Origin of the sequence: Sphingomonas qomolangmaensis (assembly GCF_024496245.1) — a bacterium.
Classification (GTDB): domain Bacteria; phylum Pseudomonadota; class Alphaproteobacteria; order Sphingomonadales; family Sphingomonadaceae; genus Sphingomonas; species Sphingomonas qomolangmaensis.
Map to the genome: position 1 here is coordinate 12,776 of NZ_CP101740.1, position 13,955 is coordinate 26,730.

The window sequence follows — 13,955 nt, forward strand, 5'->3', positions numbered from 1 at the left end:
CGCCTTGTTTCGTTACTCCCCTGAAGGGCTCGGGTCTTGGATGGAATCGACATCATCCCATTTGGCGCAACTTTGTTCGAGGTGACGGGGCGATAAGCTGCCGCTTTGACGCCGCAGCGGTGCGCTGCCAAAGCGCGGGCTATGGCAATTCCCTTCCCCCGCGCCGCGCTGTTCGCGCTCGATGCCGAACGCGCGCATGGCCTGACGATCGACGCGCTTGCGGCGTGGGGGAGGGCGGGAACGCCGCTCGCCCCGCGGCTGCCGACGGCGCCGGTGACCGTGGCGGGGCTGCGCTTCGCCAACCCGGTGGGGCTGGCGGCGGGGGTCGACAAGAATGCCGAGGCGATCGACGGCTTCTTCGCGCTGGGCTTCGGCGCGGTCGAGGTGGGGACGCTCACCCCGGTCGCGCAGCCGGGCAACCCCAAGCCACGCCTGTTCCGGCTGGTCGAGGATCGCGCGGTGGTGAACCGCATGGGCTTCAACAATGGCGGCATCGATTCGGCGCTGGCGCGGATCGCCAAGGCAAGGCGGCGCGGCGTGCTCGGGATCAATGTCGGCGCGAACAAGGAGTCGGCCGACCGAGTCGCCGATTACGCGATCGGCGTGGGCAAGGCGGCGACGCTGGCCGATTACGTGACGATCAACATCAGCTCGCCCAACACGCCGGGGCTTCGCGACCTGCAATCGCAGCCCGCGCTCGGCGAATTGCTCGCGGCGAGCGACGCGGCGCGGGTCGCCGGGGGCAAGCGCGTACCGCTGTTCCTGAAGATCGCCCCCGACCTCGACCGCGCCGCGCTCGACGTGGTGGCGCGCGCGGCGATCGATCACGGGGTCGACGCGCTGATCGTGTCGAACACGACGATCAGCCGGCCGGCGTCGCTGCGCTCGGCGAATGCGGGGCAGGCGGGTGGTTTGTCGGGTGCTCCCTTGCGTGATCTGGCGCGCGCCAAGCTGGCCGAGGTGCGCGATGCGACCGGCGGGCGGCTGCCGCTGATTTCGGTCGGCGGGATCGATTCACCCGAGGAAGCCGCGCTGCGGCTGGCGGCGGGGGCGAGCCTGGTGCAGCTATATTCGGCGCTGGTGTATGAAGGGCCGGGGCTGGCGGCGCGGATCGTGCGGGGGTTGGCGGGGTAGGAAGCCGAGGATTGGTGTCGTGCATGGCTGGCTTGGTGGCTTCCGGGGCTCGGAAAGCTACAAAAGCTACACTACGTCCCCCCCAGATTCGCCTTTTCCGCGGAACGAAGCGCGCCGCGATTGAGGATGAGGGAAGCGTGTTCATGTGGCATGCGTATCAAAGCGGGGGCTTGTAGGACAGCGGGGCTTGGTTGGCGGGGTGATGACCGTGCCTGGTAGGGCGAGACAATGTCCGGAGGTAGTTGGGAAGCTGCGATTGTGTCTTCATGTATCGTGCGGCAAACGTTCCAGATGCGGTACGATTTACTGGCCCTTTCTTTTACCGTGCTTGCGTCGGGCGGATGCAGAGACGCCCCGAAATATGGCGCCTCTTGCAACGCGCCGTTGCAGGGCTGGCGCACGCCCGGCAACGGCTGGCACAACATATATCGCAATGAGGTGAGCATTGCGGCTGACGGCCAACTGGCTTGGAACGGCGTTGGCGTATCTCGTGAAACGCTTCGAGGCTATCTAGCTGAGATACCTAGCTTGGACCCCTATCCCGCGACTGTACTGCGCGTCGCTTTGAACACCGATTGTCGTGCAGTCCGCATCATCCGTCAGGACATGGATGACGTTCTCTCCTGTTCAGAAAGCCAGAGGTGCGGAGAAGGACAGGGTGAATGGGACGTTGGCCCCTTGATTCTAGATTACAATTCCGCCGCAGAGACAAGCTGACATGGCGGCGGGTCAACACACTAATGGCGGTTAAATGTGAACAACGTCTGCTAGTGGCGGCAAGCGGAACGGCGGGCTTTTGGGCTTAACCTACATTTGCAGTCATTGCCATGCCGCGTAGGGCCTTGTACAGGGAGGAGGCGATGACCTTAAACCGGATCAAAGTGTGGCAGTGGATTACACTGACCTATCTATTCCTATGCATCAGTTCTACTATTCTAGTTGCTCTGCATGCAGATCAAATTCCAAAGCCGTTTTTACTTTGGCAGTTTACCCTCGCGTTTCCGTTCTTTATTGTTGTTAAGCTGTTCGCCAGTATTGTTGGTGGGCTTTGGTTTCCGGTAGCGATTAGCGCAACCTGTTTAGTGGCCGCGATATTTGCATCTTCAGTCCGCTTGTCTCGCGCTTAAGTGTCCGCAAGAGGTCGGGGAATCTCCGTGTCGAACTTCCGGAAGTGGGGCGTTAGCTGCCTTCGTAGTGTCCTGTGCCGCCCCTACCGCCGCCCAGCTTCGACCAGCACGCGGCCTTCGCGGCGGGGGTCGTAGCCGCCGTCGATCCGGCCGTTGCGCACGATCACGCCGTGCAGCCCCGAATCCTCGCCCTGGCCGGGCTCGATCTTCACGCCGCGCGCGGCCAGCGCTTCGAGGATTTGCGGCGAGAAGCGCGTGACTTCGCCGCCGAAATTGTCGCCGCGCGCGACGACATTGGGGAGCGCCAGCGCCTGCTGCATCGGCAGCCCCCAATCGACCGCGCCGATCATCGATTTGCCGACATAAGCGAGGATCGCGTTGCCGCCCGCCGAGCCGAGCGCGCCGGCGAAGCGGCCCTGCCGGTCGATCATCACCAGCGGGGTCATCGACGAGCGTGGGCGCTTGCCCGGCGCGACGGCGTTCACCGCCGCGCGGCCCTGCGCGTCGCGCGGCGAGAAGGCGAAGTCGGTCATCTGGTTGTTGAGGAAGAAGCCATCGACCATCCGCCCGGTGCCGAAGATCGATTCGACCGTGGTGGTCATCGACACGACATTGCCCTTCGAATCGCCGACGATGAAATGCGAGGTGCCCGCGGGCTCGGCGGTGGTGTCGGCGGCGGCGGCGACGGCGCCCGCCGGGGTGCCGGCAGCCGGCGGGGCGCCCGCGACCGTGCCGATCAACTTCGCGCGGCGGGCGATATAGTCGGGGGCGAGCAGCCCTTCGACCGGGACCGCCCCCGTCAACGGATCGCCGACATAGCGGTCGCGATCGGCGTACATGATCCGGCTGGCCTCGGCGAAGAGGAACCAGGCCTGCGGGTCCTGCGCGTTGCGGCTGGCGATGTCGGTGCGCTCGAGCATCAGCAGCAATTGCAGCATGCCCACGCCGCTCGACGGCGGCGGCGGTACGCAGACCAGATAGACGCGCCAATCGCGGCACAAGGGCTCGCGCTTGACCGGGCGATAGGCGGTGAGATCGGCGAGCGTCATCGTGCCGCCGAGCGGCGCGGCGTTGGTGCGCGCGACGATCGCCTGCGCGGTCGGGCCGGCGTAGAGCGCGTCGGGCCCCTGGGCGGCGAGGCGCGCCAGGAAGGCGGCATAAGCGGGGTTCTTCAGCCGGTCACCGACATCGACGAGGCTGCCGTCGGCCTCGGCGAAATAGGCCTGCGCATCGGCGCCGGCGAGCTGCGGGAAGCTGCGCGTCAGGAAACGCCCCAGCCGCGGGCTGACGATGAAGCCGTCGCGCGCGGTCCGCTCGGCATCGCCGAACAGTGTTTGCCATTCGAGGCTGCCATGTTCTTCATGCGCAAGCTTAAGCATCCGCACGACGCCGGGAACGCCGGTCGCGCGGCCGCTGGTTACCGCGGCGGGATAGCCCAATGGCTTGCCGTTATCGCCGATAAACATGTCGGGGCTCGCCCCCGCCGGCGCGGTTTCGCGGCCGTCGTAGATTTCGGCCTTGCCCGTCTCGGCGTTGAAATAGTTCAGGAACGCGCCGCCGCCGATGCCTGAGCTTTGCGGCTCGACCAGTGACAGCATCGCCTGCACCGCGATCGCCGCGTCGACCGCGCTGCCGCCGCGCCGCAGCACCGCCATCCCGGCTTCGCTCGCCAGCGGGTTCGCCGCGACGACGAAGTTCTGTGAAGCGGCGGGTTCTGCCGCGGCCGCGGCGGGCGGCGGGGCGGGTACTGACGCGCGCGGCGCGGGGGCCGGCCGGGCGCACGAGGCAAGTGCGGCGAGTGCCAGCAGCGAAAGGGTGAGCGAGCGGGCCGGCGACCGGAAGGGCAATGTCATGGAAACACGGCTTAACCAGCGATCGGCAGCGCGTCCATGCTGGCGCTTGCGCGCGGCGCAATCTACACCCTGCGGCGAGGAGAGCGCATGGCACGGCAACTCGAACATTTTCCAAACCTCGTCGCGATGTTCTTCACGCGCGCGCGCGAGCAGGGCGACAAGCCGTTCCTATGGGCCAAGCAGCGCGGCAGCTGGGTATCGACCAGCTGGGCCGATGCGGCGCGGCAGGTTGCGAGCCTGGCGGCGGGGCTCAAGGCGATCGGGCTGGTGCCCGGCGACCGGGTGATGCTGGTCAGCGAGAACCGCCCCGAATGGTGCATCAGCGACCTGGCGATCATGGCCGCGGGCTGCGTGACGGTGCCGACCTACATCACCAACACCGAGCGCGACCACCAGCACATCATCGACAATTCGGGCGCGCGCGCGATCATCGTGTCGAGCGCGAAGCTGGCCAGGATATTGCTGCCCGCCGCGCTGCAGGCGGGGGGCGCCGAATTCGTCATCGGCATCGAGGATGTGCGCGCCAGCCAGCCCGGCGCGATCGATTTTCATAGCTGGCATCGCTTGATCGCCGACCATCCGACCGACCCGGTGACCGCCGAGGCGCAGGCGACCTTCGCACGCGACGACCTTGCCTGCATCATCTACACCAGCGGCACCGGCGGCAGCCCGCGCGGGGTGATGCAGCATCACGGCGCGATCCTGCACAATGTCGCGGGCACCACCGACATCATCAGCAGCGATTTCGGCTGGGACGAGGAGGTGTTCCTGTCGTTCCTGCCGCTCAGCCACGCCTATGAGCACACCGCCGGCCAGCATTTCCCGATCGCGCTGGGCGGGCAGATCTATTATTCCGAAGGGCTCGACAAGCTCGCCTCGAACATCGAGGAGACGCGCCCGACGATCATGGTGGTGGTGCCGCGATTGTTCGAAGTGCTGCGCGCGCGGATCACCAAGACGGTCGAGAAGCAGGGCAAGGTTTCGACCTATCTGCTCGATCGCGCGGTGGCGCTGGGGGCCAAGCGCGCCGCCGCCGGGCGGATCGGTCTGCTCGACCAGCCGATGAACGCGCTGGTCGGCGCGCTGCTCAAGCCCAAGATCGCCAAGCGGTTCGGCGGGCGGATCAAGGCGATGGTGAGCGGCGGCGCGCCGCTGACCCCCGAGGTGGGGCTGTTCTTCGAATCGCTCGGCCTGTCGTTCCTGCAGGGCTATGGCCAGACCGAGGCGGGGCCGGTGATCGCGTGCAACCGTCCGTCGGCAGGGATCCGGATGGACAGCGTCGGGCCGCCGATGCGGGGGGTCGAGGTGCGGATCGCCGACGATGGCGAGATACTGGTGCGCGGCGAGCTGGTGATGCACGGCTATTGGCGCAACGACGCCGAAACCGCGCGGGTGCTCAAGGATGGCTGGCTGCACACCGGCGATATCGGGCTGATCGACGAAGCCGGTCGGATCAAGATCACCGATCGCAAGAAGGACATCATCGTCAACGACAAGGGCGACAACATCGCCCCGCAAAAGGTCGAGGGGATGCTGACGCTCCAGCCCGAGATCGTCCAGGCGATGATCGCGGGCGATCGCCGGCCCTATATGGTCGCGGTGCTGGTGCCCGACCCCGATTGGGTCCAGTCCTATTGCGCCAGGTCGGCGGCGGGGTGCAATTTCAAGGCGCTGGGCGAGAACCACGATTTCCGCGCGGCGCTGGGCACGGCGGTCGAGCGGGTGAACAAGGATCTGTCGCAGATCGAACGCGTCCGCCGCTTCATCATCGCCGACGAACCCTTCACGATCGAGAACGAGCAGCTGACGCCGAGCTTGAAGATCCGCCGGCATGTGTTGCGCGGGGTATATGGGGCAAGGTTGGACGCGTTGTACAAGGGGTGAGTTCTATCCTCCCCATCGAAGATGGGGAGGGGGACCAGCCAAAGGCTGGTGGAGGGGAAATGGTAGCGCGGGCAACGGTGGAACGCGCGAGGCGGTTGCGTCGGCAGATGACCGCCCCCGAAGTCCGTCTATGGGCGGTGCTGCGAACTTCGCCTGCCAGTCGCAAGTTCCGCCGCCAGCATCCGATCGGGGCGTATGTGCTCGATTTTTACTGTCCCGCCGCGAGGCTCGCGATCGAGGTCGATGGGATGGCGCACGATATGGGCGACAACCCGGCGCGTGATGCGGTCCGCGATGACTGGCTGATGGGGCAGGGGATCGCCACGTTGCGGATACCTGCGCGTGAGGTGATGGGGAATCTCGACGCGGTGGTCCGTTTCATCTGCGAACGTTGCGCCTTTCCCCTCCACCAGCCTTTGGCCGGTCCCCCTCCCCATTCTGCGAATGGGGAGGATTAAGAGGGCTTACCGACCGCCGGCACCCGCTGCCGGCGCCGCGGCCTTGCCCGCTGCCACCACCTTCTCGCTCGGCAGCACCAGCATCGTCCAGTCGCGCGTCGGCACGAGATACTTGGCCGCCAGCGCCTGGATGTCCGCAGGGGTGACCTTGCCCAAGTCCTGCGGCAGCGAGCGGATCGAATCGATCCGGCGCGGATCGAAGCTGCCGCCGCCGGTCTGCTGCAACCAGAAGGTGTTGCCGCTCGACATCCGGATCATCTGCTGCGCCAGCGGCACCGCCGCGCGGCGAAGCTCGTCTTCGGCGATCGGGGTCGCCACCAGGTCGGCGGCGATTTCGCGCGCCAGCTTGAAGAAGAAATCGGCCTGTTCGGGCGGAATCTGGCCGATCGCGAACAGCCGCCCGCCGCCGGGCAGCCCCACCGGCCAGTCGTTGACGACATTGGGGGTGTAGCTCGCGCCGGCCTGGCTGCGCAGCTGGTCGAACAACCGATCGCGGAAGATCGCGACCAGGATTTCGAGGCGGCGGTTCTCGGTTATCGCCTCGCTGCCGCCGGCGGTCGGCCATGCGATCACCGCGGCTGCCTGGTTGGGCTGGCCCTCGTGATAGCGCACCACCGGCTTGGCATCGTGCGCGGGGAATTGCGGCGTCGGACCGGCGAGCGCCGCCGGCTTGCGGGCCTTGAGCGCACCGAAGGAATTGGCGACCGCGGTGACCGCAGCGTCGGCGGTGACGTCGCCATAGACCTGCACCTCGATCGGACCGGTCGCCAGCAGCGGTTCCCAGAACGCGCGGAAGGCCTTCGGGGTTAGCTGCTCGACCGCCTCGCGCGGCGGCACGCCCCAGCGCGGGTCCTTGGCGTGGAGCAGGTTTTCGAGGTCGCGGCTCAGCACGCCGTCGGGCGACGATTCGAGGCCGGCATAGCCCGCCAGCATCACCGCGCGCGCGCGCGCCACCGGATTGGGATCCCAACCGGGCGCCGCCATCTTGGTCGCGATCAGCTTGAGCTGGTCGGCAAGATCGGCGGGGCTGGTCACCGCGCCGTACATGAAGGCATCGTCGTCGATCGCGAAGCTCAGCCCGATCTGGCGGCCGCTGGTGAGCCGGTCGATCTCTTCCTGGCCGAACTTGCCGATTCCCGACGATACCAGCGCCAGATCGGCGGCCCAGGCGGGCGTCACCCGATCGGCGGGCAAGGCGCGCAGCCCACCGCCGAAGCGGACGCGGACATAGATCTTGTTGGTTTCGGCGTCGTTGGGGAACAGCAGCAGATTGACCCCGTTGGCGAAGGTCACCTTTTCGATGTCGGGATCGTTCAGCACCGGCGCGCGCGTGGCGACCTTGCCGGGGCGGCCGAGCCTGGGCAGCTGATCGAAGGTGATCGCCGGGCCGGTCGAACGCGCCGACGCTAGTTTGCTCACATCCTCGTCGAGCACCGCGGCCAGCCGCGCCTGGACCGTCGCATCGGGTGCGCGGGTATTCACGAGCGCGCGGCGGAGGCCGTCGGCGAAGATCTTCTTCGACGAAGCCTGGACGCGTACGGGGGTGAAGAACTTCTTCTCGACCGCGCCGCGGAAGATCGCGAGCGAGCCTTCGCTCGACGCCACGGTTTCGCCGATATCGACCGCCTGGACGATCTCGTCGGCTTGCGTCGCGCCCGCCTCGACGCGCGAGGTATCGACCGCGTTCTTCATGATCGCGTCGATCTCGGCGACTTCGCGGTCGATCTCGGCCTGGGTCGGCGGGGTCATCGCGGCATCGGCGATCGTCGCGCGAACGTCGCGCACCGCGGCCTCCCAATCGTCGCCGACCGGCAGGATCTGGACCAGGGTGGCGTTGGCCGAACGCGAGATATCCTCGAGATTGGCGCCCGCGGTAATGAAGCTGCCGCCGCTGCGCGCGCGCGATTCGAGGCGGCGGTTGATGATGCGGATCGCGATCTGGTCGACCATCCGCTCCTGGTTGAAGAGGATCGTATCCTGGGTGATGCTCCACGGCCGCAGGATCGCCAGGCTGACGACCGGCGGCAGCGAAGGTTCGACCGCGGCGGCGCTGAGGCCCTGCTCGCCCGCGGGCTTGCCGAAATCGGGGTTCTTGGGCGCCGGGCCGGCGCCCTGCCAGCTGCCGAAATGCTTGGCGATCTGCTGCTCGAAGGTCGCCGGATCGACGTCGCCGGCGATCACGATCACCGTGCGCTCTGGGCGATACCAGCGTTTGTGGAAGGCGTTGACCGCGACGGCGTTGGCCGCCTGCAGCGTCTGGGTGGTGCCGATCGGCGAGCGATCGGCGAGCAACTGGCCGGCGAAGAACAATTCGCGCGACTTGTCGCCCAGCCGCGATTGCGGGCTCAGCCGCTCGCGCTGTTCGGCAAGCACCACAGGCCGCTCGGCGGTGATCGCTGCCGCGTCGATCGTCGGGTTGGCCATCATGCCCGCGAGCACCTTCATGCTCTCATCGAGCCCCTGCGGCGTCGCGGAGGGAAGGTCGAGCTTGTACACCGTCTGCGTCGGCGTCGTGCTGGCGTTGCTGTCCGACCCGAAGGTGACGCCCAGCCGCTGCCACAAGCGCTTCGATTCGCCGTCGGGCACATGCTCGGAGCCACGGAACGCCAGATGCTCGAGCAGATGCGCGTAGCCGCGCTCGCTATCCTGCTCCATCAGCGACCCTGCGTCGATCCGCACCCGCACCGCGACCTGGCCCGGCGGCACGCCGTTGCGGCGGACGGCATAGCGCACGCCGTTGGGCAGCGTGCCGAAGCGCCAGCCCGGATCGGGGGTGATGTCGCTGCCCTTGTAGAGCCAGGGTTCGGCGGCGGTCTGGATCCGCCCTTCGACCATCGGCGCGGGGGCGGGCGCCGCGGGAGCGGTTGGGGGCGCGTTTTGGAGCGCGGGGGCCGGCTGCTGCTGGCTCGCGGCGGGGATCGCGACGAGCAGCAGGGCGGCGCCGATCGCGGTGAAGGGGAAACGCTTGGTTACATGCATCGCCGCTAGGTAGCGGGATTTAGGCTTTTCCACCAGCGATGGCTGTTCGGGATGAGGGACACCCCTCCCGTTCGTTTCGAGCGACGTCGAGAAACCGGTCTTGCGAGCCTAGTTGGGTTTCTCGACTTCGCTCGAAACGAACGGTGTGGCGATGACCGTCAGCGCGCGATCGACGATCCCCGCCAGCGTCGGTTCCTCGACCAGCGCGTCGCTGCGGTGCCAAGCGGCAACAACCGCATACCATCGGCCCTGCTTGTCGCGCACCAGGTGGTTGAGGCTGAGCACCCCGGGTTCGGACCCGCCCTTATAGCCCGCATAGGCAAAGCGCCGCGTCGCGGGTGAGGGCTGATGCACCGCGAGCATCGCCAGCGTCGTCGGATCGCCCTCGCGCCGCAGCCAGTCGAGCGTCGCGACCATCGCCGCGGGCGAGGCGAACCATTCGATCTCGGGACGAAGCGGCGTGCCCGAGAACATCGCCGGGTCGAGCGGCTTGGCGGGCAGCGCGGCGATCCGCACGCGGCGATCGGCGGGCGTCAGCGTCGCCCAGCCCGCGACCGCGGCCGCATCGGCGCTCTTGAGCGTGAACGCCTCGCGCGTCGCCAGCACCGGCAGCGAGGTACGCGGCGCGCCCAGCGCCACCGCGCGCGCGTCGATCCGCTCGCGCCCGAGCACCGTCATCAGCGTATCGGTGGCGGTGTTGTCGCTGATCGACAGCATCAGCGTTGCCAGGCTTTGCAACGTCATGGGGCTGCCCGCCGGCCAGCTTTGCGTGATTCCCGACGGGAGCGATGCCGCGCCGAGCGGCACGACATCGGCCCAGCGGCGCTCGCCCGCCTTCACCTGTGCCACCAGTTCGGCGAGCACCCAAAGCTTGAACGCCGATCCGATCGGTACAGCGACGTCGGCGTTCAGCTGCGCCATAACGCGCGGTGCGTCGGCGCCGAGCGCATAGATGCCGATCTCGGTGCTGCCCGGCAGCGCCCTGAGTTCAGCCGTGACGCGCTCGAGGCTGTCGCCGCGCGGCGCGGTGCCGGTGATCAGCAGGCCGCCAATCGCGTGCGGCGCGGCGGCGTCGAGCGACAGCGACACGGTGGCGGTGCCGCGTTCGTAGCCGATGATGACCACCGCCTGCAGCCGGTTGGTGACATCGATCCGCTCGACCCCGGTGGCCTGGCCGTATTGGCTGCGCAGTTGGGCAGCGATCGCGTCGAAGCGCGCCCGGCTGATCTGGGCGCGGAAGGTGGCGGTGAAGGCGGTGTCGTAATCGCCGGCACCATTGAGGATCGCGACGACCTGCGCAGCGCGCAAGGGGATGTCGGCTGGTCGCGCCTCCGCTTGCAACCCCGAGCCCGTTCGCCCTGAGCTTGTCGAAGGGCGGCCTGTCTGGTCGCCAATCGCGGCGTCTGAGGAAAGGTGGGGGCGGGCTTCGACAAGCTCAGCCCGAACGGAGGGGGTAGGGGCCATCGCCAACACCAACCCCGCCCATTCAAGCATCGATTGCATCCTCCTCCAGCCGAGCCGCATTTTGCTGGATGAAGGCGAAGCGGTGGGCGGGGTTGGTGCCCATCAGCCGATCGACCAGATCCTTCACCTCGGCGCGCTCCTCATATTCCTGCGGCAGTGTGATGCGCAGCAATCCCCGCGTCTTGGGGTCCATCGTCGTTTCGCGCAATTGCATCGGGTTCATCTCGCCGAGGCCCTTGAAGCGCGAGACTTCGACCTTCTTGCCCTTGAACACCGTGCGCTCGATCTCGGCGCGGTGCGCGTCGTCGCGGGCGTAGAGCGATTTGGCGCCCACCGTCAGGCGGTAGAGCGGCGGCTGCGCGAGATACAGGTGCCCGCGCTTCACCAGCTCGGGCATTTCCTGGAAAAAGAAGGTCATCAGCAGCGTGGCGATGTGCGCGCCGTCGACATCGGCGTCGGTCATGATGATGATGCGTTCGTAGCGCAGATTGTCGGGGATGCAGTCCTTGCGGGTGCCGCATCCCATTGCCAGCGTCAGGTCGGCGATCTCTAGGTTCGCCATGATCTTGGCGCTGGTGGCGCTGGCGACGTTCAAAATCTTGCCGCGGATCGGCAGGATCGCCTGGGTCTTGCGGTCGCGCGCCTGCTTGGCGCTGCCGCCGGCGCTGTCGCCTTCGACGATGAACAATTCGGTGCCCTTGGGGTCGTCGGCCGAACAATCGGTGAGCTTGCCGGGCAGCCGGAGCTTGCGCGCCGAGGTCGCGGTCTTGCGCTTCACCTCGCGCTCGGCCTTGCGCTTCAATCGCTCGTCCATCCGGTCGAGGACATAGCCGAGCAGCGCCTTGCCGCGCTCCATCCGGTCGGACAGATATTGGTCGAAATGATCGCGCACCGCGCGCTCGACCAGGCCCGCCGCCTCGGGGCTGGTGAGCCGGTCCTTGGTCTGGCTCTGGAATTGCGGCTCGCGGATGAAAACCGAGAGCATCAGTTCGGTGCCGACCATCAGATCGTCGGCGGTGATGTCCTTGGCCTTTTTCTGGCCCACCAGATCGCCGAACGCACGCAGCCCCTTGGTCAACGCGGCGCGAAGCCCCGCCTCGTGCGTGCCGCCATCGGGGGTGGGGATGGTGTTGCAATACCAGCTGTACGATGCGTCGGACCAGAGCGGCCAGGCGACCGCCCATTCGACGCTGCCCTGTTCGTCGGGGAAGGCCTGGCGTCCGGCGAAAAACTCCGCCGTCGCGCATTCGCGGCCGCCGACTTGTTCCTTGAGGTGATCGGCGAGCCCGCCGGGGAATTGGAACACCGCTTCTGTTGGGGTGTCGTCGGAGATCAACGCGGGCGCGCATTTCCAGCGGATTTCGACGCCGGCGAACAGATAGGCCTTGGATCGCGCCAGCTTGTGCAGCCGCGCGGGCTTGAACTGCATCGCGCCGAAGATTTCGGGATCGGGGGTGAAGGCGACCGAGGTGCCGCGCCGGTTGGGGGTGCCGCCCAGATGCTCGATCCCGCCCAGCGTCTGCCCCTGGCTGAAGCGCTGGCGGTATAATTCGCGCCCGCGTGCGACTTCGACCACGGTATCGACCGACAGCGCGTTGACCACGCTGATGCCGACGCCGTGCAGCCCGCCCGAGGTCGCATAAGCCTTGCCATTGAACTTGCCCCCCGAATGGAGCGTCGACAGGATCACCTCGAGCGCCGATTTGTCGGGAAAGCGCGGATGCGGGTCGACCGGGATGCCGCGACCATTGTCGACGATCGTCAGCCGGTTGCCTTCGTCGAGCGTCACCTCGATCCGCGTCGCATGCCCCGCGACCGCTTCGTCCATCGCGTTGTCGAGGACTTCGGCGGCGAGGTGGTGCAGCGCGCGCTCGTCGGTGCCGCCGATATACATGCCCGGGCGGCGGCGAACGGGTTCGAGCCCCTCGAGCACTTCGATCGATGCGGCGTTGTAATCGGTGCCGGCGGTGACGGGCGCGGCGAACAGGTCGTTGGACATGGACGGGCTATATCGTGCTGTACCGACGGCGGAAACCGAATCCGCAAAAAGGCGATTGTGGCATTGATGCCACAGTCTGGTCTCATTTTCGCGCGGCGATGCACCCAAGTGCAACCGAGCGCGTTGGCGCCCCGTAGCTGTTACCGTAACCATTAGAAGGATCTATCGTATGCGTCAGCGTACTTTTTCGGGCGCCGCCCTCGGCGTCGTCGCACTGCTCGCCACCTCGGCTCCGGCCTTCGCGCAGGACGCCAATGGCGAAACCCACTTCAAGGGCCTGTATGTCGGCGGTTCGTTCGGCATGAGCGTGCAGCCCAACGACGTCGACGAAACGATCCTGTTCGATCGCAACCTCGACGGCAATTTCAACGATACCGTCACCACCGCCGCCGGCCCCAACGCGTTTTCGCCGGGCTTCTGCAACGGCGCGGCCAATGGCGCGACGCCTGCAGGCGGTTGCCGCAACGACGAAGACGGCAAGGAATATTTCGTCCGCCTCGGCGCCGATCACCAGATCGGCAACTTCGTCTATGGCGTGATGGGCGAGTTCGGTAAGTCGGAAGTCAGCGATAGCGTTTCGGCGTTCAGCACGACGCCCGCCAACTACGTCATGACGCGCGATTTCGACTGGAACGCGTCGGTCCGTGGCCGCGTCGGCTATGCAGCGGGCGGTCGTTCGCTGTTCTACGCAGCCGGTGGCCCCACCTATGCGCGGATCAACAACAGCTTCTCGTCGACCAACACCGCCAACGCCTTCACGCTGGAAGACCGCAAGTCGAACAGCTGGGGCTATGCCGTCGGCGGCGGTCTCGAGCAGAAGATCGGCGACAACTTCTCGTTCGGCATGGAATATATGTTCAACAACTATGTCGACGACGATTTCAGTGTGAACACCAGCCGTGGCAACGCCCCGGTCACCAACCCGTTCCTGCTCGGCGCCGGCAGCACCGACTTTCAGCGCAGCAGCAACGACTTCCGCTTCCACAGCATTCGCATGACGGGCGCGTTCCGCTTCTGATTGCGAAGCGTTCGTAGCGTAGCGTAACGAAAAACCCCG

At 66.9% G+C, this 13,955-nt stretch carries 9 protein-coding genes; 5 read left to right on the forward strand and 4 right to left on the reverse strand.

Features of this window, described 5'->3' with window-relative positions; genetic code table 11:
- Positions 1-141: 141 nt before the first annotated feature.
- Together NMP03_RS00080 and NMP03_RS00085 are read left to right on the forward strand one after the other, a co-directional pair.
- Positions 142-1,134: a quinone-dependent dihydroorotate dehydrogenase gene (locus NMP03_RS00080; RefSeq protein ID WP_256506534.1), complete on the forward strand. Its 993-nt coding sequence runs from the start codon at positions 142-144 to the stop codon at positions 1,132-1,134.
- Positions 1,135-1,994: 860 nt separating this feature from the next.
- Positions 1,995-2,261, forward strand: coding sequence for a hypothetical protein (locus NMP03_RS00085; RefSeq protein ID WP_256506535.1), 267 nt, complete (start codon positions 1,995-1,997; stop codon positions 2,259-2,261).
- An 83-nt stretch (positions 2,262-2,344) separates the two neighbouring features.
- On the opposite strand, the gene NMP03_RS00090 is transcribed toward NMP03_RS00085, so the two are convergent.
- Complete coding sequence (locus NMP03_RS00090) at positions 2,345-4,114, reverse strand: gamma-glutamyltransferase family protein (protein WP_256506536.1); 1,770 nt, start codon at positions 4,112-4,114, stop codon at positions 2,345-2,347.
- An 87-nt stretch (positions 4,115-4,201) separates the two neighbouring features.
- Here NMP03_RS00090 and NMP03_RS00095 point away from each other — a divergent pair, with 87 nt between their 5' ends.
- Positions 4,202-5,998 carry an AMP-dependent synthetase/ligase gene (locus NMP03_RS00095; protein WP_256506537.1) on the forward strand — a complete coding sequence of 599 codons (1,797 nt, stop codon included), beginning with the start codon at positions 4,202-4,204 and terminating at the stop codon, positions 5,996-5,998.
- Positions 5,999-6,105: 107 nt separating this feature from the next.
- Positions 6,106-6,456, forward strand: coding sequence for an endonuclease domain-containing protein (locus NMP03_RS00100; protein WP_256506538.1), 351 nt, complete (start codon positions 6,106-6,108; stop codon positions 6,454-6,456).
- Positions 6,457-6,462: 6 nt separating this feature from the next.
- Here NMP03_RS00100 and NMP03_RS00105 read toward each other — a convergent pair whose 3' ends face one another.
- From NMP03_RS00105 to parE, 3 genes are all read right to left on the reverse strand, one after another.
- Positions 6,463-9,435 carry a M16 family metallopeptidase gene (locus NMP03_RS00105; RefSeq protein ID WP_256506539.1) on the reverse strand — a complete coding sequence of 991 codons (2,973 nt, stop codon included), beginning with the start codon at positions 9,433-9,435 and terminating at the stop codon, positions 6,463-6,465.
- A gap of 108 nt (positions 9,436-9,543) precedes the next feature.
- Positions 9,544-10,743: a serine hydrolase gene (locus NMP03_RS00110; RefSeq protein WP_256506540.1), complete on the reverse strand. Its 1,200-nt coding sequence runs from the start codon at positions 10,741-10,743 to the stop codon at positions 9,544-9,546.
- A 178-nt stretch (positions 10,744-10,921) separates the two neighbouring features.
- Positions 10,922-12,898: a DNA topoisomerase IV subunit B gene (gene parE / locus NMP03_RS00115; RefSeq protein ID WP_256506541.1), complete on the reverse strand. Its 1,977-nt coding sequence runs from the start codon at positions 12,896-12,898 to the stop codon at positions 10,922-10,924.
- Positions 12,899-13,067: 169 nt separating this feature from the next.
- Between parE and NMP03_RS00120 the strand changes: the two genes are divergently transcribed.
- Positions 13,068-13,916, forward strand: a complete 849-nt coding sequence (locus tag NMP03_RS00120; RefSeq protein ID WP_256506542.1) for an outer membrane protein — start codon at positions 13,068-13,070, stop codon at positions 13,914-13,916.
- Positions 13,917-13,955 lie beyond the last annotated feature (39 nt).